At 61.1% G+C, this 21369-nt stretch carries 14 protein-coding genes; 5 read left to right on the top strand and 9 right to left on the bottom strand.

The window, feature by feature from the left end; genetic code table 11:
- Positions 1 to 4: 4 nt before the first annotated feature.
- A complete protein-coding gene (locus tag IVB07_RS29425; protein ID WP_247371314.1) occupies positions 5 to 1150 on the bottom strand; it encodes a glycosyltransferase family 4 protein in 1146 nt (381 codons plus the stop codon).
- Between the two features lie 247 nt (positions 1151 to 1397).
- On the opposite strand from IVB07_RS29425, the gene IVB07_RS29420 reads away from it, so the two are divergent.
- Together IVB07_RS29420 and IVB07_RS29415 are read left to right on the top strand one after the other, a co-directional pair.
- On the top strand, positions 1398 to 2855 hold the full coding sequence (locus IVB07_RS29420) for a lipopolysaccharide biosynthesis protein (RefSeq protein ID WP_018458851.1): 1458 nt from the start codon (positions 1398 to 1400) through the stop codon (positions 2853 to 2855).
- A 19-nt stretch (positions 2856 to 2874) separates the two neighbouring features.
- Positions 2875 to 4236: a polysaccharide pyruvyl transferase family protein gene (locus IVB07_RS29415; RefSeq protein ID WP_240543968.1), complete on the top strand. Its 1362-nt coding sequence runs from the start codon at positions 2875 to 2877 to the stop codon at positions 4234 to 4236.
- Positions 4237 to 4252: 16 nt separating this feature from the next.
- Here IVB07_RS29415 and IVB07_RS29410 read toward each other — a convergent pair whose 3' ends face one another.
- From IVB07_RS29410 to IVB07_RS29380, 7 genes are all read right to left on the bottom strand, one after another.
- A complete protein-coding gene (locus IVB07_RS29410; RefSeq protein WP_018458849.1) occupies positions 4253 to 5410 on the bottom strand; it encodes an acyltransferase in 1158 nt (385 codons plus the stop codon).
- 215 nt (positions 5411 to 5625) lie between these two features.
- Positions 5626 to 9537, bottom strand: a complete 3912-nt coding sequence (locus tag IVB07_RS29405) for a hypothetical protein (RefSeq protein ID WP_018458848.1) — start codon at positions 9535 to 9537, stop codon at positions 5626 to 5628.
- A 479-nt stretch (positions 9538 to 10016) separates the two neighbouring features.
- Complete coding sequence (locus tag IVB07_RS29400; protein ID WP_338014085.1) at positions 10017 to 11162, bottom strand: hypothetical protein; 1146 nt, start codon at positions 11160 to 11162, stop codon at positions 10017 to 10019.
- A gap of 242 nt (positions 11163 to 11404) precedes the next feature.
- A complete protein-coding gene (locus IVB07_RS29395; protein WP_018458846.1) occupies positions 11405 to 12679 on the bottom strand; it encodes a glycosyltransferase family 4 protein in 1275 nt (424 codons plus the stop codon).
- A gap of 27 nt (positions 12680 to 12706) precedes the next feature.
- Positions 12707 to 14053 (bottom strand): glycoside hydrolase family 5 protein, encoded by a 1347-nt coding sequence (locus IVB07_RS29390; protein ID WP_247366993.1) that lies wholly within the window; start codon positions 14051 to 14053, stop codon positions 12707 to 12709.
- A gap of 34 nt (positions 14054 to 14087) precedes the next feature.
- Complete coding sequence (locus IVB07_RS29385; protein ID WP_210350951.1) at positions 14088 to 15269, bottom strand: glycosyltransferase; 1182 nt, start codon at positions 15267 to 15269, stop codon at positions 14088 to 14090.
- Between the two features lie 162 nt (positions 15270 to 15431).
- The gene (locus tag IVB07_RS29380; protein ID WP_085349966.1) at positions 15432 to 16517 is read right to left on the bottom strand and encodes a glycosyltransferase family 1 protein; all 1086 of its coding nucleotides are present in this window, start codon (positions 16515 to 16517) and stop codon (positions 15432 to 15434) included.
- Positions 16518 to 16900: 383 nt separating this feature from the next.
- Between IVB07_RS29380 and IVB07_RS29375 the strand changes: the two genes are divergently transcribed.
- The 3 genes from IVB07_RS29375 to IVB07_RS29365 all read left to right on the top strand — a co-directional run bounded on the left by IVB07_RS29375 (position 16901) and on the right by IVB07_RS29365 (position 20310).
- Positions 16901 to 17908: an NAD-dependent epimerase gene (locus IVB07_RS29375; protein ID WP_026233673.1), complete on the top strand. Its 1008-nt coding sequence runs from the start codon at positions 16901 to 16903 to the stop codon at positions 17906 to 17908.
- A 24-nt stretch (positions 17909 to 17932) separates the two neighbouring features.
- Entirely contained in the window at positions 17933 to 19345 is a 1413-nt protein-coding gene (locus tag IVB07_RS29370; protein ID WP_247363630.1) for a mannose-1-phosphate guanylyltransferase/mannose-6-phosphate isomerase, read from the top strand.
- A 74-nt stretch (positions 19346 to 19419) separates the two neighbouring features.
- Positions 19420 to 20310 carry an aldose 1-epimerase family protein gene (locus IVB07_RS29365; protein WP_085349964.1) on the top strand — a complete coding sequence of 297 codons (891 nt, stop codon included), beginning with the start codon at positions 19420 to 19422 and terminating at the stop codon, positions 20308 to 20310.
- 30 nt (positions 20311 to 20340) lie between these two features.
- On the opposite strand, the gene IVB07_RS29360 is transcribed toward IVB07_RS29365, so the two are convergent.
- The gene (locus tag IVB07_RS29360; RefSeq protein WP_018455029.1) at positions 20341 to 21189 is read right to left on the bottom strand and encodes an MBL fold metallo-hydrolase; all 849 of its coding nucleotides are present in this window, start codon (positions 21187 to 21189) and stop codon (positions 20341 to 20343) included.
- Positions 21190 to 21369 lie beyond the last annotated feature (180 nt).

Here is a 21369-nt window from a genome sequence, read left to right as displayed (position 1 = left end):
ACGATCAGCTCACGGTACGGCCGGCAAGCTTGCGGTAGGATGGCAACAGGCCATCGGCGATGCGATCCCAGTTCAACTGGCCCGCCGCTGTCTGCCGTGCACCGTCGGTCAATGTCGCGGTAAGCGATTTCGAGGTCAGGACGCGTTCGAGCGCATCGGCCAAGGCGGCAGCATTACCAGGCGGGACCAGAAGCCCGTTCACGCCGTCTGTCACGACGTCAGGAATGCCACCGGTGGCGCTGGCGACGACGGGACGGGAATTCCCGTAAGCAGACGCCAGCACGCCGCTCTGCGTCGCATCCTTATAGGGCAGGGCGACCACGGTCGCAGACTGAAATAATTGTCCCGTATCCTCGGGCGAGATATAGGCATCGATCGTTTTGACCGTCGGCATGGCCTCCATGCGCGCGCCGAGCCGCGTCATCTCGGGACCGCGGCCCGCGACGATCGCTTCGTGCGCCACGCCGCGCCGGTCCAGCAGGTCGATCGCATCGATGAAGATGTCCAACCCCTTGTAAGCCCACATCCGCCCAAAAAACAGGATTCGTGCAGATTCGGGTTCGATGGCCGCGGCGCGCGTCGGGGGCACCATGAGCACGCCGTGCATGCTGGAGACGATTTCTCCATTAAAGTCCGGCGTCGCATGGCGGAAATCTGCAATGCAGCTCTCGCCGTGCGTCGTGACGACTGACGCTGCCGCGCGCATGCGCGCGCGCCAGCCGTCCTCGCGCGGAGAGGTGCCCGAGCCGCCTTCCGAATGAGGAATTGCGTCGTGAACGGTCAGCACCAGCGGGATTCCAAGCGGACGCAGGAACTGGATCAGCTTGGATGTGTAGACTTCCGGAACTTCGTGACAATGAACCACGTCTGGACGAAACGAAATTATGTCCATGAATGAAGCTGGAATGCCGATGGCGCCGGCGCGGCGCAGGCTCAAATCGCGGATCCTTGTGTTGAAGGGTGTCGTCACCGCGATATCGGCCAGTTCCCACTGCTGGTTCGCATCCTTGCGGTTGAGGACGAGGCGAACATCGCAATGGCGCGCCAAGCCCGACGCGAGCCGGTAGGAATATTCTGCAAAATGCGGCGCGTAGATCGCCACGCGCAAGCGCCTGGAGTTGCGATTGAAGGCGGTGGTAGGCGAATTCATCAAGGCATCCATTTTGCATCACATCGCTGAGCCGGTTGGAGTGTAGTCCACGATTTGAACTCACTTCCACGCTAAATCGGATGATAGATGGTGCTCATCTGATTGCCATAACGTCGTCGTACTGCTGCGCGATTGCTGCCGCCATCGGGACGGAGTGGAAAAGGGCGACGTCACGCGCGGTCATCGATTCCCTGTTTGTCTAGCGGGCGATTGTGATTGGATCTGTCGGAATTGGGTCGATTTTTTGATGAACGTCACTCCGGGCAAACAACATCAGGTCGTGGTCGCGTTGTTGTGGTCGCTGGCGCAGAACTGGGGCGGCCGTGCGCTGTCATTTGTTCTGTTCTTGATATTGGCGCGGCTGCTCAATCCTGCGGATTTCGGTCTTGCCGCGCTGGTTGGCTTCATCCTGCTGCTCCTGAGCTCCATTTCCGAATTCGGGTTCGGTGACGCGTTGATCCAGCGACGCACGCTCGAGCCTGCGGACGTGACGCTGCCATTTTTCTGCTCACTGGCGGCATCGGTCCTCCTTGCCGTTCTCATCGCCCTGCTGGCGACCGATATCGAGCGTTGGCTCGACGTGAAGGGACTTGCGCCGCTCTTGACGGCTGCGAGCCTCTCGCTTCCGATCGGTACCGCCACGCTGTTCCAGGAGGCGCTCTACAAGCGCCAGATGGATTTTCGTGTGCTTGCGCTCAGGACCATGGTGGCGACCGCGATCTCCGGAGTGGTCGGGATCGCCTGTGCCTATGCCGGGTTCGGTGCCCTCAGTCTCGTGATCCAGGTGGTCGTTCAGAGCGCGGTCAGCGGCCTGTGGCTCTGGAGCCAGCCCAGATGGCTCCCGATGCGCGGCTACGATCTGAAGAGCTTGCGCGAACTCTCCGGCTACAGCATCCACGTCGTGTCGAACAGGCTGCTGGACTTCGCCATCGTGCGTACGATCGACATGATCATCCTGTCGCTTTATGGCGTCGCGGCCTTGGGCATCTACACGGTGGGCGCGCGGGTCTACATTATCCTGATGCAGTTGCTGACACAGGCGGTCATGGACGTCGCGCTGAGCGCACTGTCCAAGATCGCGCATGAGCGTCACCGTATTGCCGACGCCTATCTGCGAAGCGTGAGCCTCGGAGCATTGATTGGCTCTCCGGTCTTTGTGCTCCTGGCGGCGATCGCGCCGGAGTTCTCCCTGCTGCTGTTCGGCTCAAAATGGGCCGGCAGCGAAGCCGTGATGAGGCCGCTGATGCTCATCGGCGCGATTCAGACGGTGCAGTTCGTGAACAGCGCCTATTTTGGCGCCATGGGCAAGCCCAACTACGTTTTCCTGCTGAACATTCTCAAATTCGCCACGGTGGTCCCCGCCATGTTCCTGCTGCCGTCGCACGACATTGGTCAGCTGGCCACCATCTTCGCTGTCGCGCAGCTCGTGGTGACGCCCGTGACGTTCGCGCTGGCGCTCAGGCTGCTGGGCCTGAGCTGGAACCAGTTTCTGCGGCCCGTCGCAGGCTGTCTTTGCGCCATCCTTCTGGCTTATGGCGCAGTTGCGCTATGCCGCGAAGCGACCCCGGACATGAATCCCTATTTGCGGATAGGACTGCTCTCGTCATGTTTCGGGGCGACCTATCTGATGAGCATCTTGCTGTTCTGGCGAAAGCAGCTGTTCTCCCTGATCGCTTTCGTCGTGAAGCGTGGTGCGACCGCCTGATGAAGACGAGGAAGACGTCGTGAAGCAATTGATTCCGGTACCCGTTCGCAAGCATCTCCGAGGCTGGCTCAACAGCGCGAAGAACACGCCCTTTGCGGTCGATCTGCTCGAGTTGCGCAGGTGGCAGATCGCCAGGAAGGCTATCGGCGGCAGTGCCGCGCCGCGCAACAACCCGCGCCGGCTCGTCCTGCTCCCGTCCGACCCCTGGAGCATTCATCAGTCGCGCGGCGATGAGGCCATGATCGAGGCGGCCGTCGGCGAGATGAAGCAGGCCCATCCGAACATCGAGGTCTACATTGTCACCGCCACCAAAGCGGCAAGCGCGGAAGTGCGCGCAATGGGGTTCAAGCCGCTCGAATTTTGGAGGCAGCCGTTTTCCTATATGACGGTGGCGCAGGAGCTTTCTCTCACCAGGCCGGATTTCGGAATGGTTCTGGGGGCAGACGTGCTGGACGGCTACTATTCCCCCGTGGACGCCGCTCGCATGCTGCTCGTCGCCGATCTCATGGCAGCGTGCGGCGCCAAGGTCAGCGTGCTCGGATTCAGCTTCAACTCCCGTCCGGCCAAGGCATTGCGCGAGGTGTTTCGGCTGCTCGATCCCGGCGTGGTCTTGAATTTGCGCGATGCACTATCTCTTCAGCGCTTCAAAGAGTTCGCCCCGAATCGTGCGCACCTCGTCGCTGATTCCGCATTCATGCTGGTGCCACAGGCGGAGACCGCGGCTGTGAAGCAGATTGCGGCCGCGATTGCGGAGCAGCGCAGGCAGGGACGCGACGTCTTTGTCTTCAATATCCACCCGATGTTGTTCAGGAAATCCGAGCCGGCCAAGTTACGGCGAATGATCGAACTCGCGGCGAGCGCAATCGAGCGCATGTCTCGAGAGCATAACGCGAGCTGGGTGTTGCTCGCGCACGACTATCGTCCGGAGATCGCCGACGACAATTGCCTTCGACCGCTGGCCGGTCGCCTGAGCGCAGCGCTGGGCAACCATGTTCATCATGTCGAGCACGTGCTGTCAGCGAGCGAGATCAAGGCAGTCGTCGGTCTGGTGGACGGCGTCGTCACCGGCCGCATGCATCTTGCGATTGCGGCTCTCGGACAGGGAACGCCGGTTGCGGCGATCACATACCAGGACAAGTTCCAGGGCCTGTTCGCTCATTTCGGTGTGAGCGAATCGCTTCTTCTCTCACCTGAGCAACTGCTCGCGGGAGACAATCTCGAGAAGTTTCTGCTGAGGTTCCTCGGCGCCTACAAGACGGCCGGCGCGCAGGTCCGCAATATGCTGCCGGCAGTCATGGAGCTGTCGCGCGCCAACATCGCTCCGCTGCGGGGCGATGGTTTGATGTCGGTTGACGCGGTGTCCGACGGTAAGGTCGCCTGAGGGAAGCGGGCGGACGTCAGTTGGCGGCCTGCTCCGTCTCGTCGAAACGCACGGACGTCTTGGTGACAGACGTCTTGTTGGTGGCAGGCGTCTTGGCGGACGATTGCACTTTGCGCGGCGATCCAAATCCGATGTCGGCCCCACGATTGATCAGCCGCCGCGCCGGGTTCTCGAAATAGGCATAGGTGCGATCGGCGATGATGGTCAGGATCGCGCAGCACGCGAGAGCAAAGAGGCCAAATTGATCCGGACGCAGACCAAGCGACGCCCACAACGGCTTGAATACGGCGATGAGGACGGCGTCGTGCAGCATGTAGATCGAGTATGAAGTGTTGCCGAGCCGCCCGAGGAGGCGGCTGCCCGGAATTTGCACGAAAGCGCTCTCCCCGACGGCGGTGAGCAGGATCGCGCAGGAGAACAGAATGATGGCCAGATCCGGCTTGGCGAAGATGTTCAGGACAAGCACGGAGATCCCGAACAGGGCGATGCCGGCGAAGACGACCGGCTTGTGCCGATACGGGTGCGACAACCTGAACAATATGGCGAGCAGGATTCCATTCAAGAAGCTCGGCAGCGCACGGAGCATCCCGTAGTCATAATTGGCTCCATACATCTGCGATCGTTCTTGCCAGATCGGCAAATGGCCGTGGGCCAGGACCAGATAGAGCGCAGCGACGATGGCGGCCAGCACCAGCGGATGGACCTTGCGTGCAAGCAGCATAAGCAGGGGAAAGATCAGATAGCAGAAGAATTCCGCGCTGATCGACCAGGACGGAGAGTTGAAGCTCAAATGATCGGTAACGCCCCAGGCCTGAAGCAGCACGAGGTTGTACAGGAAGTCCAGCGGCGTCGACCTCGCCGATCGGTCCAGACCGAACCCGATCAGCAATACGAACACGAGTAAAGTCAGAAAATGCAGCGGATAGATCCGCGCAATGCGGCGGATCATGAACCGGGAATATGCCTTGAGACCACGCGCGTCAGACGGATAGGAATAGGAGATCACGAACCCGGACAAGATGAAGAACATGTCCACGAAAAGGCCATAAGATCCGTTCCAGATCGGCGCGATACCGCTGTCGATGGTCTTCAGATGGAAAATGAAAACGCCGAGAGCGGCAACGAAACGATAGAAGTCGAGAACGACGAACCGTCTTGCTTCATTGGCTTCCATCGCGTGTCGAATTCCTTGCCTGACGCTACCGTCTGCTTAGCGGTCAATTGTGACGCAAGTTCGCTGGGCCGGCGTTCGACGGCAGGCGAATAGCCGTTATGCAGCTCCTGCCTCGCGACAAGGCAACCGCCTAATTATTGAACGGCGCCGGGACTTGCCTGAGCTGGTCCCGGCGCCTGAGATATTGATGCGATCCTGCGGACAATTCGCCGTGGTCAGACGAACAGGAAATCGTGGCTCGTCAGGCTGGCGACGTTGACGTTCTTCAGGAGGATCGAGTCGCTGGCCGAAAGCGTGACCAGGGCGTTCGCGCCCGACTGCGTGATTTGCAGATGGCCGTAGTCCGCGGCGAGGAGCTTCGAGATCTGGATCACGTCGTGAGTGGCGGCGTCGCCGGCCTGGAAGTTGACGATCTGGTCTTGGCCGTGATCGTAGACGATTGTGGTCGAGCTCGGCGCCGCCGAGAACAGGTCGTTGCCGGCCCCGCCCTGGATCGTCACGCCGCTCGCAACCGCCGTGACGTTGTGTGTGCCGTCGGTTTTGGTGTCGTCGAAGAACTGGAGTGCATTGGCTGAATTGTAGTTTTCGTGCTGCGTCGTGCCGGCCTGTCCGTTGAAGTTGAACAGGAACACGTCCTTCGAACCGTCGGCGTTGTTGGCGATCTCCTGGGTCTTGGAACCGGAGCCGTCGTAGATGCCGGTCAGCTTGCTGCCGTCGTTGTTGATGACCTGGGTATAGTCCAGCGTGCCATCGGCGTGGGTCCGGGTAAGCTCGACGATATGCCCGGAGGCATCGAGGTGCTGATGCTGCGTGGTGTAGGACTGCCCCTTGATGTTGTAGCTCCAATTGTCCGACGTGCCATCGGCGTTGGTAATGTACGCGGCAGTCTTGACGCCGTTGGTGTAGGCGGTCGTGGAGCTATAGCCGTCGATCTTCGTCGTCACCTCGCTGGTCAGAACGCCCTTGGCGTCGTACCAGTCCGAGGTTTTGGTCCCGTCTGAGCTCTGGACAAGCGTGAAGGCGAGGCTGCTATCGGCGTGGGTGCGCACGATGTTAGTGAGGAAGCCGGTCGGATCGTAGCTGTCGTGCTCGGTCGTGTAGGTCTGGCCCACGATATTGAACTGGAAGACGTCCTTCGAACCGTTGGCGTGGTAATCGGTCTCCGTCATCTTGACGCCGGAGGCATTGTAGTTGCTCACCACGCTGCTGCCGTCGCTATTGACGACTTGGCTGTAGTCGAGCGACCCGTCGGCATGCGTGCGGACCACTTCGGTCGTGACACCGGAGGGGTCGAGGTGCTGGTACTGCGTGGTATAGCTCTGACCTGTTATATTGTAGCTGTAATTGTCGTGGCTCTGGTCCGCATTGGTGATGTAGGCCGCGGTCTTGACGCCGTTGGTGTAGATCGTCGTTGCGCTGTAGCCGCTCGTCTTCTCCAGGACCTCACTGGTGAGGATGCCGCTGGCGTCGTACCAGTCCGAGACCTTGGTGCCGTCGCTGCCCTGCTGCAGTTTGAAAGCCAGGCTGCCATCGGCGTGCGTGCGAACGAGCGAGGTGAGGAAGCCCGCCGCATCGTAGATGTCGTGCTCGGTCGTGTAGGTCTGGCCGGTTATGTTGAGAAGCCAGATATCCTTGCTGCCATCGGCGTTATAGTCGGTTTCCTTCGTCCGCTTTCCCGCTGAGTCATAGTTGGTGACGACGCTGCTACCGTCGTTGTTGATGACCTGCGTATAGTCGAGCGTGCCGTCGGCATGCTTGCGGGTCACGGCCGTGACCTTGCCGGAGGGATCGACGTGCTGGATCAGTGTGCTGTAGCTCTGGCCGGTGATGCCATAGGCGTAATTGTCCTGGCTGCCGTCGGCATTCTTGACATAGGCGTTGGTTTTGACGCCGTTGCTGTAGAGCGTCGTCGAGCTGAAACCGTTGGCCTTTTGGACGACTTCGCTGGTGAGGCTGCCGGCGGCATTGTACCAATCGGTCGTCTTGGTGCCGTCGGTCGTTTGCACCAGCTTGAACGCCAGGCTGCCATCGGTGTGGAGGCGCGTCAGGGTCGTGAGAAAGCCGGTCGTATCGTAAACGTCGTGCTCGGTCGCGTAGTTCTGGCCCTTGATGTTGTAGGTCCAGACGTCCTTGCTGCGATCGGCATGGTAGTCGGTCTCGACCAGCTTGACCCCCGTGGCGCTATAGGTGGTGATCACGCGACTGCCGTCGCTGTTGTAGACCTGTGTCGAATCGAGCGAGCCGTCCGCATGGCTGCGGACCACGGACGTGACCTTGCCGGTTGAATCCAGGTGCTGGACTTGGCTCGTGTAGCTCTGCCCCTTGATGTTGTAGGTATAGTTGTCCTGGGTGTGGTCGGCGTTCTTGACGTAGACCGTGGTCTTCACGCCGTTGGTGTAGATGGCCGTCGAATAATAGCCGTCCGGTTTTTGCACGACTTCGCTGAGAAGCGTGCCGGTGGTGTTGTAGGTGTCGGTGGTCTTGGTTCCGTCGGTAGCGAAATGGACGGAGGTGGTCTTTACGCCGCCGGTGTAGCCGATCGCGTCTTTGGACCCGTCGGTGTAGACGATCGTGGTCGAAGTGGGCAGTCCGCTTGCGTTCAGGCCGGTGTCCGCTTTCGACAGGAGGTTGCCGCTGGCATCATAGGTTTTCGTGCTGCTCCAGGTCGCGGCCGAGTTCGTGATCGAGAAGGAATGGCCGCCCTGGATCTTGGACAGCGCATTGCCGTAATGCGCGATCATATAGTCCATCGTCGCCTTCGAAGCGACGGGCAGGACATGCGAGTCGGTGAGCGTAATGGCTTGAAGCGCCGTCGACGTGCTCAGGTCGGACAGTTGCGGCACGATCTCGGCAGCCGTACCGCTGACACTGGTTCGGGTGTCCGGCGGAATCGGGGTGGTCGCAGGCGCGTCGATCTCGATGATCAGCGGGTGATCGCTGACCGGAATCGTAATGGTGCTGACGTCCGTGTAGCTCGCGATCGCGGTGGTCCCGGTCAGCGTGTCGTACACCTTGACCGAATGATGCACGCCGCCCAGGTTCACCGTGACCGTCTGGGTCGGATTGGAGATCTCGGCATCGGCCGCATCATTCCAGAGCTTCGGCTCCGCCCAAACGACAAGCTCGTAGGCGCCATTGCTCTTGCCGAGCACCATGCTGTTGCCCGAGGCCGGCATGTTGCTGAGGGTGTAGTTCAATGGATTAGTCGGCTGCAGGCCGCCCTTGCCGTCATCGGCCAGAATGCTCGTCAGGTTGTGAATTGCCGTCGCGGCGAGCTTCGGCGTTCCGTCGGAGTTGAATAAACCGAAGTTGGCTTCAGGATTGGTGTTGCTGGCGGACGAGTCGCGATCGAACATCTCGTAGAGATAGGTCGCACTCACGCCAGCCTTGTAGGCATCCACCAGGGTGTTCAAGATCGACTTGGCCTGCACCGTCTCGTCGACACCGAGATATTGGGTGTTGGCTTGGGTGGTGTAGCCGGTCTCCGTAATCACGATGGGCTTTCCCGGCGCGGCGGTCGAGACGGCGCTCAAGGTGGCAGCAAGTGAGCTGCTGGTCGTCAAGCTGGTGCTGACATAGGCATGCGCATTGGCGAAATCGACCGAGCCCGACATGTTGCCGAGCTGGCTGTAGCCTTGGGGATCGTTGTAGGCGAGCGACAAATTGATGACGGGAATGCTGGAAAGCGTGCCGTCTGCCTTGACCGCCTGATAGAGCGCGCTTTGGAACTGGGCCGCGGCGCTAAGGCTCGAGCTGCCATTGTAGCTGAAGGGCTGGTGATTGGCCTCGTTGAGCCCCTCGATGGCGCTGATGCTGCCTGGATGGCTCGCCACGAACTTCTCGAGCGACACGATATACTTCTGGAGGCCGGCGGTGCCCAGCTGGGGCAGGGCGGACGACACCAGGAAGTCGAATTTGTAGCCGGCAGCCGCCAGCCCTTCAACGACCGGTTGTGCGGCGGGGCTGGTTCCCATCGCGTCGCGCAAATGGGTGACGCCAAGATACTTCAGGTCATCGACCATCAATGCGAGGTTATTGTAGTCGGTCCACCCGAAGCCGGCATGCGTGTTGACGCCGATGGAGTTGATGAAGCCGCTTGCGGAGAGGACGGTTTGATCTGACGACATTTCACACTCGAGTTTCTACGCGAACGAAATTGCTCGCAGGGATTTGCGTTCAACCTTCTCGATCGAGTGTGAATTTCAGATAAAAATCGGAGCTACAAATCGAGAGCGATCAGCAGTTCCTCGCAGGAACAGCTCGACTCTGATTCAAGACAATAACGATGTCGTGCCGACGCAGCATGACCTCAACATGGCGCTTCCAAGAATTCGCAAGGTTTCACTGCTGAATCTATGCGCATGTCGCGCTTCAATGATGCATGTGACTTGGGGCGCGGAGCTGTGAAGCTGTCAGGCCGACCCGATGCGCTGGTAGATTTTGCCGGCACGAGCAAGTCACTCAATATTCTCGTACTGGTTGTCAGTCACTTCGCCGCATTTTGAAGCGAAGTAGAGAGTTCCACGGTAGGAACTTCGCGGACGCGGGCAGAGCGTCAAGGGCGCATCTAGCTCCAAAGAAGGTTTGCAAGAGACCGGTCGACAGATCAGCTCGGGCGGGCCAGGAGGAGAAAGTTTCCGCGCCAGCCGACCGCAGCCGTGACGATTGCGGCGATGACGATCTTTCCAGCAAGCCACGCCGCCGGTTCGCTCGGCGCATGACTGAGCGATCCGATCAGAATGGCGGCTGCGAGCGCCTGAAGCACCAAGGGCCAGCGCGGGAACGCATCGAACCTGAGGGTAGGGCCAAGCCCGGCCAAGATCGCCGCGAGCGTGGCGATCGAGGCGCAGGTGACTGCCGCTTGGGGTGACAGGCCGGCCCAGACGGCAACCAGGGAGAACGCCGCAACCATTGCCAGCTGCCCGGCAGCAACGAGGGCGAGCCTGGTCGCGAGCTTTTCCAGGTGGGGAACGACCGCGATCGTCGCCTGCAGGTGGGTATGGAGGAAGTAGAAAGCAGCGACCGCCGGCCCTGTCGCCAGGAAGCCCTCGACGCTCTCCCGCGGGACCAGGATGCGGGCCGCGTCCGGAATGAAGGCGACAAGCCCGCCCAGCAGGACGAGGGTTGTGCAGATCATGAACTCGAACATGTGCCGCGCCGATTGTCTCGACTTCGTGGCGCTCCCGTGCTCGAAATCATTGACCACTTCAGGATAACTCACGGTGTGGATCGCCGCATTGAGGACCCAGAAGGGACGTTGCAGCAGGTCGAGCGCAATGGAAAATCCTGCACCGGCTCCTGTGGCGCCGAGTCGCCCGACGACGATGATACGAAGCAGAACCGGCACGGACAAATGGATCACGGACGCGCCGGCTGCAAGCATGCCGTAACGCGAGAAGTCCTTCCAGTCAGCCAGCATTGTTCGCAGCGACACGCGATCCAGCGGCGTGCGATATGCGATGAGACCGGCAAGGAGCCCAAGCAGGTGACCCAATGCGATGCCGAGCAGCGTTGCTTCGGCCGTGCCTGAGATCATTCCGCCCGAGACGGCCCCGCCCAAAAGAGCCGTCGCACGCAAGGCAAGAAGGCAGGAGGCGGTCCCCAGCCGGTTCGACAGTCGTACCGACAAGAAGTACAAATCGGTCGAGCCCTGAAGAACGGCCACGCTCAGGCCGAGGACGACCAGCCGTGGCGTGAGGCCGCTGACCAAGGAGGCGCAGCTCCCGACCGCAACGAGCGCGCCGGCGCTCATGAGGGCCGCCGCAAAGAGCGACGATCTCAGTCGAGCCGCCTCGCTCTCCTTGGCGGCCGCAAGAAAGCGCAGCCCCGCGAGCTGCAGCCACTCGAACATGAGGACGCAGAGCAACTGGCTCGAGGCCATTGCGAGAGAATAATTGGTGTAGTCGGCGGCAGGCAGCAGGTGACTGATCACAAAGATCAGGATGATCGCTGCTGCGCTTTGGTAAACGTAGCCGGCGATCGCGAAGAGACGTGTCATCTCGGAATGAAGCTACTCTTTGCCACCGCATGCGCTTGTGGTACCCCGGCTATTGCCGGGCGCACGGACGACATCCGTCGCTGACGCAGTTGTTCATACAGGTTCTTGTACGACGACAATACGTCGGAAAAGATCCACTTGTTCGTGTCGGCGATAAGCCGACGGCTGATCTCGTCGATCTTGTGCGGGTCCGCGGCGATTTCGCGCATGCTCGTGGCCAGGGATTGTGGATCTGCTTCGGTCAACCACCCGGTTACGCCATGCTCGATCGCCTCCGGCATGCCGCCAAAGTGCGTACCGAGCAGCGGTCTGCCCGCCGCCTTGGCATCGGCGACGACGAGCGGGCCCGGATCGTGCCAGATGGACGGAGCGACCACGACGTCGACTTGCCTGTAGAATTCATCGGGAGACACGAATCCCATGAACTCGACCCGTGCATGCGGCGCCAGTGCTCTCAGGCGCTGTTGTTCCTGATCGCCCAAGCGGCCGGCAATCATCATCCGGATCCGATCGGGCGGCAGCATGGCCAGCGCTCGCATGAGATTGTCGATGCCCTTCTCCTCGGTGATCCGTCCGATGAAGCCGAATGTCACTTCCGTCGTGCAGACAGGCCGCGGGTAGGGTGAGCGCGGCGGCTCGGTCGAGGCATTGCGGATGACGGTGCGGATTGGCGTCTCGGCAAACATGCCCATATCGGTGTGAATGGAGAGGACGCGCTCGCTGACGCCGACCACGGCATCGAGCCAATGCGTCGCCCGTTTGCGGTGGTACGTCAGGATCCCACAGCTCGTACAGGTGTGTTCGCAGGAGCGGCCCTTGTCGAAGCGGGAACAGCGTGGACACGTCAAATAATAATCATGAAGCGTATGCAGGACCGGAACTCCGAGCTTGGCGGCTACCCGCCAGATCGCCGTGGTCAGGCCCGATAAATTATTGGAATGCAGAACGTCCGGCTTGAAAGCGCGAATGCGCTCCGCGATCATCGGGGCCTGGATCTGCCAATCGTCGATCGCATGCCAGATGCTTCGTTTCACGACGTTCTTTTGCTCCGTGAACGGCGCATAGACGTTTTGCACCGGTGCGGAATAGACGTTGATACCGTTGCATAATTCACGGCCCTGCTCGGGTGCGGATGCGGCGCGCACCACCTCGACCTCGTCGCCGCGCTGAGCCAGGCCCTCGGCAAATCTCCGCGCGAAGATCTCTGCTCCGCCGACGATCTTTGGTGCCTGCGGGGTCGGATAAAGCGTGGATGTCAAAAGGATCTTCATCGCGTCAACCTCTTTGTGCCGATCCGATTACCGTGCCGGCCGTATATCCAGTGCGGGAATGGCGTCATTATTGGCGGCGATCAGCACCGGCGTGCTCGAAACCGGCAGCCAGATCCCGGAGGCTGGCCTTGCAGTTGCATCGCAGGGGGCCGCGAAAGTCGCCCCCGGCAGATCGCCTCTGATCCGGACCTCGTAGCGTCGATCCGGATCCTCGGACCAGACCGCGATCTTGCCGCCGGTGGTCGAGGATGCTCCGATCGACATCACCCCGTTGGCAAGGCTTCTTCGTTCGGCGGTTAGAGTGGAACGGACGAATGCCCAGGCGCCACGCGCCGCGCAGGCTACGGGTTTGGGCGAATTGTCGAAACCGTAGAGGCCAAAATTGTCCTCCAGCTCGGCTGGATTCTGACCACTATTTTTGAGCTCATAGATCCACATCCCCTTGAGCCAGCGCGCCGCTGTCGAGGCCCACAGGATGAGCTGTGCCGTGTTATCGGCCTGAGCCTGCTCGCTGACACCACATTTGTTCGCAGCCGTGGTCCAGCCAGTCTCGGTCACGTAAATGGGGAAGTCGGGATTGCCGCTCGCTTGGCCGACCAGTCGATGGAACGCCGTGAGCCGGTCGATAATCTCGGCCGAATTGCGCTTCGCCGGCGCCATGCAGAAATTGTAGAGATGAATCGAGGCGCCATCGGCGTATTGAAGGATGCCGGTTTGCAGCATCTTCTCCGTCCACGTCCAACCGGGATCGTCGCCGATCGCGCCGACGACGAAAGGTGCATTCGGCACCGCCTGCTTGACCGCGGGCCGTGCTACCTTCGCGAGGGCCAGGTAGTTGTCGGCTGAGAATGAAGGGTCCTTCTTGGCTGCCAGATTCCACTCGTTCCAGAGTTCGAAGATCGGGCGCTGCGGCGCGACCGATCGCGCGGCCGCTGCCGCATAGTCCGCGAACCGCTGCCGGGCTTCGTCCGTCGTCGGAGGCGATGAGTTCGGCACGAGGTGATGGCCGAATGCAAGGATGAGGAGCGGCCGGGCGATGCCGGACTGAACCTGCGCGTCGAGCCTGCCCAACCGCGGCGTGAAGCCCATCCGACGTCCCGGCAATTCGAAATCAGACCAGGGAAAATCGTCGCGGAAGGCGTTAAAGCCCAGTTGCTTGATCTGGCTGACGTTCACGGAGGGCACGTAGCCTCGCGAACTGACCGGCCCTCCCAGTCCCTGATGGGTGCCGATACCCAACAGGAATCTGCTTTCAAGCGTCTGAGCCTGTTGAGCGCATGCCGGGACAGACAGAGAAACAGACGCGATGAGGCTCGCGATCCAGAGCAGCCTGTTGCGACCCAAGGTGCGGTGGCCTGCCATCGCCTGGATCATACCCGTCATCATTTCTCGCCTGCCGCAACTCACCTCAAAAAGGCTTCGAGAGGTCCGATTGCAGTGCCACGTTCTGCTCGACTCCGCTCTTGTTGTCGTCGAGGAGTTCGACATAGACCTGATGCAATTGGCGGTGTGTCTTCTGGACGTCATAAAACTGCTTGAAGCGATCGTAGCCGCGTTGCCCCAGGACCTTGAGATCCAGATCGAGCATCCGTCGGAAGCCGTCGATGAGAGGTTGAACCGCAACAGGTTCGCAAAGCACGCCGGTGACGCCGTCAACGACGATTTCAGGCAGCGCTCCGCTGTGGAAGGCCAGGATGGGCTTGGCCGCGCGCATCGCTTCCAGAGCGACGAGGCCGAAGGCCTCCCATCGTGACGGGATGACGACGAGATCGGCCGCCTCCAGCTGAGCCTCGATCTGCTGACGATCCAGCCAGCCTAGCAGCGAGACGTTGGCGGGAACCGCAGCTCCGTCGAACTTGTTGACCACGGAGGCGCCGACAATGCGAACATCCAGGACATCTTCGAGGGATCGTGCGGCCTCGATCAGGAGGTCGAAGCCCTTTTGTCGATCAAGACGGCCAATGAAAAGGACCTTGGCCTTCTTTGAAGTCCAATCTGTCGCAGCGCCGTACGGCAGTGGGCGGCTCTTGGAGATGCCATTGTGCACCAGGGTCAGACGGTCGGTCGGAATTCCCGCCCGGACCGCTTCATTGAATTCATCGCCGGAAATGCAGATGATACGATCCGACGTGCGGGCCAGAAGAGTCTCTGCAGCTTTTGCCGCCAGATGGCTCAGGCGGCCGGTCTCTCGCGAGAACGCCCAGCCATGCGGGCAATAGACGACGCGAGGACCTTCGGAACGAGCCGCCAACGCGGGCCTGAGAACGAGTCCGGCAAACGACGAATGGAGATGCATTACGTCGGGTTTGAAGGCGTCGAGCGCCTGCATGCTCGCCCGCAGCATCTGAAATAGTCCGGCGATGCTGCGGCCCGATCTGTCGAAGGTCGTGATCTGGCTGTCATCGATTCCGACGAGGTCGTGGCGATGATCCGATGGCACAACATAGTGCACGTTCTCCGCGCCGAAGCTCGCTTGCTGCTGCGGATGCAATTCGTTCAGGTAGCTCGCTATCCCACCCCGGATGGTTTCCGCGACATGCAGCACCTTCACCGCCTGCCTTGCGGAAGATTGAGTTGGGAAGATCGACATGGCGCATCCTTAATTGAGCATCAACGGATGCGATCACAATCCATCCAATCCATAGCGAGATTTGGGCAGCGGTGTGGTGTTGTTGCGCCGCGATGTCGAAGCTCTCTTGCTTCGAAGTCGAACGTACACACGGAACTCGTTGGATGGCGGCCGTTGTCGCCGCTATGCGCGCGACGCGAGAAAATCCAACAGTGCTCGCGCCGAGTCTTGCCACGAATATAATGCAAGACGATCTTGTTGCTTTCGGCGCTCCTGATCAGAGATTGCGCCGATTGCCAACCTTTCGAGCATAAGCTGTTGCAGCGCTTGAGCATCGTTGGCGCAAAAATAAGCAGCTGCTTCGCCGCACGTTTCCATCACCGCGTCAGCCGTCGAGGCTATGACCGGACAGCCGAAGATCATGGCTTCAAGTGGCGGTACACCGAAGCCCTCGTATAGAGAGGGAAAGACAAACGCCAGAGCGTGCGCATACAGAGCTGCAATCTCGCCATCCGCCATGCGTCCTGCCAGAAGCAGGCCCGATTCGCTCTCGCCCAGATTGTCTTGAAATACCTTGCTGTTATCTCCGCCGACAATGACGAGGGGAACGTCCTTTCGTTCGAGCAGCCGCGCCGCCTCGATTGCAACGGCGAGATTCTTGTTCTTGGTTCTGGAGCCGACAAAGAGAAAATATTTTCCCGGCTGAAGCCCTAATCGTTCGAGAATACCGTGATCAGGCGTTGTGGACGCGAAATGCTCCGCGCTGTTGGGGAATATCGGAATGTCCGTTTTCGAAAGGCCAAGCATTGCAGCCAATTCATTGCGAGAAAAGGCCGATACGGTCGCGATCGTGGCCCGCCGTGCAAGCAGGCGGCCCATCGTGCGGTGGACGGCCAAATAGCGCCAATTGAAGAAATCGGGCCGGCGGAAGACCTGTGCGTCGTGGATGACGACGATATGATCGCCATGAAACACAGGTCCGGCATTGGCCAGACTGATCAGGCGACCTCCAGCGGCGGCGCGCGCAAGTTCAATCTGATCCCAGGCATGTCCGCTCAGCCGTCCTATCTTGCGTACCTTGATGTGGGCGAGATTGATCGCTTCGCTCGTCTCGCTCGGCACGAGCAATTGCCACTCGGCTCCTCTGAGGGCAGCGGGCGATTGGTCGGACGCAAGCAGGGCATCGATCGCTTTGACCAGTTCGGCGGCATAACGCTGAACGCCGGTCAGCTTTTGCGAGAGAAAGCGGCCGTTGATGAAAAGCTTCAATTTTGTGCCGTTCGGGTTGTCGATGCCACAACGCGTGGGTCGCGATGTGTGCTTTCGAACCAAATGTGAGCACGGAAAGAAGCAGCCCGAAGGCACGGAATTATGACGGCATCGGCCGCGTGATCGCGCTGTTCGTTCGGTGCTCCCCGGGAACACTTGTTGAAAGTCTTCCCGGGCAGCCGGGAGCCTTTTATGGACGCGCGCCTGATGTTGCGTCGGCAGGCAGAGGGCGCTCCCGTCTGGTTAACTTGGGGAAGGCTGACATCCGAAGCGCCCGGCATTAAGCTTGCCGATGCTAGGGGGCTGTTCTCCAATGCTGAACCCTTGCCTCTACCGGTTCAGTCTGGCAATGCGGTATATGAGGACGGACAACGGAGTTTATTTTGGCCCCCGTGGTGGTTACCGGCGCTGCCGGCTTCATCGGCATGCATGTCTGTGAGCGCTTGCTTGCGCGCGGGGAACGAGTTGTCGGCATCGACGCAGTGACCCCTTACTATGATCCCGCGCTCAAGCGCGCTCGCCTCGAGACGCTCAAGCATGAGGCTTTCACATTCCACGAGATCGATCTTGCAGACTTCGCTGCGGTGACGCGTGTGTTCGACGAGGTCTCGCCCGACCGCGTAGTGCACCTTGCGGCGCAGCCCGGCGTGCGCGCATCGATCGACGATCCCATCACCAGCATCCGCGCCAATTGTGATGGCTTCGTCACCGTGCTCGAAGCGGGCCGGCGCCACGGCCTGGCGCATCTCGTCTACGCCTCGTCGAGCTCCGTGTATGGCGCCAATCGCACCTTGCCGTATTCGACCGAGCATTCGGTCAATCATCCGGTCAGCCTCTATGCCGCGAGCAAGAAGGCCAACGAGCTGATGGCGCACACGTTCGCACATGTTCACAAGCTGCCGGTGACCGGACTTCGCTTCTTCACTGTCTATGGTCCATGGGGCCGGCCCGACATGGCCGCCTGGCTCTTCACGCGCGCGATCTTTGCGGGTGAGCCGATCAAGCTTTTCAATAATGGAAATATGTGGCGCGATTTCACCTATGTCGACGACATCGTCGAGGGCGTGATCCGCACCCTTGATCGTCCCGCGACGCCGAATCCCGCGTGGAACGCCGAGCAGCCGGAAAACTCGTCGAGCTATGCGCCGTATCGCGTCTATAACATCGGCAACAATTGCTCGGTCGATTTGATCGAGTTCGTCGAGACACTGGAGAAGATCATCGGCAAGCCCGCGATCCGCACGCTTTTGCCGATGCAGGCAGGCGACGTCCTCGAGACGCGCGCCGACATTTCGGCCCTGCAACGCGACGTCGGCTTCACGCCCTCGACGCCGCTGGCGGATGGCTTGGGCCGCTTTGTCGAATGGTACCGAAATTATCACCGCGTATAAACCCCTCTCTTGAGTAGCTCACACGTGTCCCAAAAAATTATCCCCCTGATCATGTGCGGCGGTGCCGGAACGCGGCTGTGGCCGGCTTCGCGCGAGGTGCGCCCCAAGCAGTTCCTGCCGCTGTTCGGCACGCGCTCGACCTTCCAGGACACGCTGCTCCGCGTCTCGGAGGCCTCGCTGTTCGATCGCCCGATCGTCATCACCAATGCTTCCTACCGTTTCATGGTGCTGGAGCAGCTCGCCGAAATCGGCATCGAGGCCGACGTGATCCTCGAGCCGATGCGGCGCGATTCCGGTCCTGCGATCGCCGCCGGCGCGGTGTTCGCGCAGAACCGCTCGAGTGAGGCGATCGTGCTCGCGCTCGCCGCCGACCACGTGGTGCAGGACAATGCCGCGTTCGTCGCGGCGTGCCGCCAGGGCCTCACCGCCGCGAGCGCCGGGCGCATCGTCACCTTCGGCGTCAATCCGGAGCGGCCGGCGACCGAATACGGCTATATCAGCCCGGGCGAGGTCATCTCCGGCGAGGTGCACGCGGTCGCGCGCTTTGTCGAGAAGCCGGATGCGGTGAAGGCAGCCGACTATGTCAATTCCGGCTATCTCTGGAACAGCGGCAACTTCATGTTCCCGGCCAGCGTATTGCTCGACGAATACCGCAAGGTCGATGCGGCGAGCGTGGAGACCATCTCCAATGCCGTGACCAATGCCGGTCGCGATCTCGGCTTCGTGACGCTGGAGCCCGAGGCGTTCGGCGCGGCCAAGGCGATCTCGATCGACTATGCGGTGATGGAGAAGACCGCGCGCGCAGCGGTCGTGCCGGTGTCGTGCGGCTGGTCCGACGTCGGCTCCTGGCACGCGGTGTGGGAATTGTCGGACAAGGACGCGCAAGGCAATGCCGCGCACGGCGCCGCCGTGTTCGAAGATAGCCGCAACTGCAACGTCACCACCGATGCCGCGCTGGTCGCACTCGAAGGCGTCGACGATCTCATCGTGGTCGCGACCGCGGACGCAGTGCTGGTCTCGCGTCAGAAGGATGCCAACGGGCTGAAGCGGCTGGTCACGAAACTCAAGGCGGTCGCACCGAAGGTCACCGAGGAGCACCTCAAGGTGCATCGGCCCTGGGGCAGCTACCAGTCGGTCGACAATGGCGAGCGCCACCAGGTCAAGCGCATCGTGGTGAAGCCGGGCGGGCGTCTGTCGCTGCAGAAACACCATCATCGCGCCGAGCACTGGATCGTGGTCCGCGGCACCGCCCGCGTCACCGTCAACGACACCGTCAAAAGCGTGCACGAGAACGAGTCGATCTACATCCCGATGGGCGCGGTGCACCGGATGGAGAACCCCGGTAAAATCATGCTGGAGCTGATCGAGGTCCAGACGGGAAGCTATCTCGGGGAAGACGACATCATCCGGATTGAAGACGACTATCAGCGCTCTTGAGCAGAATGTCGCTCCAACATTCCGCGAACATTTAGAAATTGTCCTGCGAATTGCGATGATCGGAGCAGGCTGTTATGACCGACGACACGCACACAATCCGCTGCGGCGGGCTCGCCGCGACCATCAAGGCGCAAGGCGCGGAGATGTGTTCGCTGGCGAGCGATGCCGGCATCGAGTTCGTTTGGCAGGCGGGGGCGGCCTGGCCGCGCCATGCGCCGCTGTTGTTTCCGATCGTCGGGCGTCTCGCCAATGACGAATTGCGGCACCGGGGCAGGACCTACCGGATGACCCAGCACGGCTTCGCGCGTGACAGCCGCTTTGCGTGGATGGAACGTGGCGAAAGTCGCTGTATCCTGGTGCTCGAAGACAGCGAGACGACGCGCGCGCTCTACCCCTTTGCGTTCCGCCTGACGGCAACCTATGCGCTCGACGAATCCGGTCTCGATCTTTCACTCGTGGTCGCGAACACCGGCAAGGAGATGTTGCCGGCCTCGCTCGGCGGCCATCCCGCTTTCAACTGGCCGCTGCAACCAGGACTGGCGAAGGAGAGTTACGCGCTGAGCTTCGCGAACGCAGAGCCATCCCCCGTCCGCCGTCTCGACGGCGGCTTGCTGCGTCCGGCAACGGAGCCGAGCCCGGTCCAAGGCTCCGTGTTGCCCCTGTCAGAATCCCTGTTCGTCGACGACGCAATCATCTTCGATCGGATTGCGAGCACTTCGGTCCGCTATGCCGCGGAGCAGGGCGCGTCCACCGGGCCGTGGTTGAAAATGTCATGGCGCGGCTTTCGCGAGCTTGGCGTCTGGTCGAAACCGTCGGGCGCGCCGTTCCTCTGCATCGAGCCTTGGCGCGGCTATGCCAGTCCCGCCGGCTTCGACGGCGAATTCACTGACAAGGCGGGCCTGATGCACATCGCGCCCGGGACGGAAGAGCAATTGTCATTTCGGGTTGAGGTTGGATCGTCCTGAGGCCGGACGGCCTTCGCGCATCTCGAGTTCTCAGACCTCGATCCGCGTGAGGTCCTCGCCGAGCACGACAGGACCCGCGTAGTCCCGCCTGACATCCGCGAGCAGCGCATTCAGCATGGAATCATCGGTGCGAGGCCGGTGATGAGTCAGCGCGAGCTTCTTGACGCCGGCCTTGGCCGCGACCTTGCCGACTGTATCGCCGCAGGCGATCGTGAATTTCGCAAGCCGGCGCAGGTGCTCGTTGTCGATCTCCGGCGTGGCGAGAAAGCAGCACTGGACCAGCAGATCGGCCCCCTCAGCCAGTCGTTCGAGACCGGGGCACGGCACCGTATCGCCGGAAATTGCGATGACCTTGCCTTCGGCCTCGAAGCGGTAGCCGAGGCACGTCCAGCGTGCGAGGAAGGCCGGCGACATGTCGAGGCCGTCGCCATGCGAGACGAGTTCGGCACTGATCTTCCAGCGCCCGGTGTCGAGAACGGGGCCCGGTATAATGTCGGTCGCGACGACAGGTTTCCAGCCGCCGAAGCTCGGCTCGCCCTGATCGCGCCAGGCGATGTCCTTGTCGTAGACCTGCGTGACCAGCGTATTGACGAGCCGTTCGGTATCCGGCGGTCCATAGATGCGCAGATCGTCCTTGCGCCCGTGCAGCCATGAATTGAGCATCACGTCGTAGAGGTCGCCGATGTGGTCGAAATGGTGATGGGTGAGAAAGACCGTGTTGATCGAGCCGAGCGGCACGCCGGCCTTGCTGAGCTGCACCATGACGCCGCGGCCTGCGTCGATCAGGATATTTTCTCCGCCGAGCCTGATCAGCGTTGTCGTCGCCATGCGGCGCGGGTCCGGGCGCGGGCCGCCGGTGCCGAGCAGGATGACTTCCATGGCGCCACCTCCTGGGGCAGACTTTTCGGGCGTTACAGTAGATTTGAAGCGTTTGGCGAGGCAAGCGTCCGTGGGACGGCCGTCAGCCCCCACAACAACCGCTTGTGCGGGGCCCCCGAACACGATGCGCGGGACGAGAAGTGTGGGCCAATTCATACTTAATTCGGCCAGATCGTGACC

The sequence above is a fragment of the Bradyrhizobium sp. 172 genome (genome assembly GCF_023101065.1).
In the GTDB taxonomy this organism is placed as follows: Bacteria; Pseudomonadota; Alphaproteobacteria; order Rhizobiales; family Xanthobacteraceae; genus Bradyrhizobium; species Bradyrhizobium canariense_D.
The sequence above is the reverse complement of the archived record's forward strand: the minus strand, read 5'-3'. Positions and strand labels throughout refer to the sequence as shown.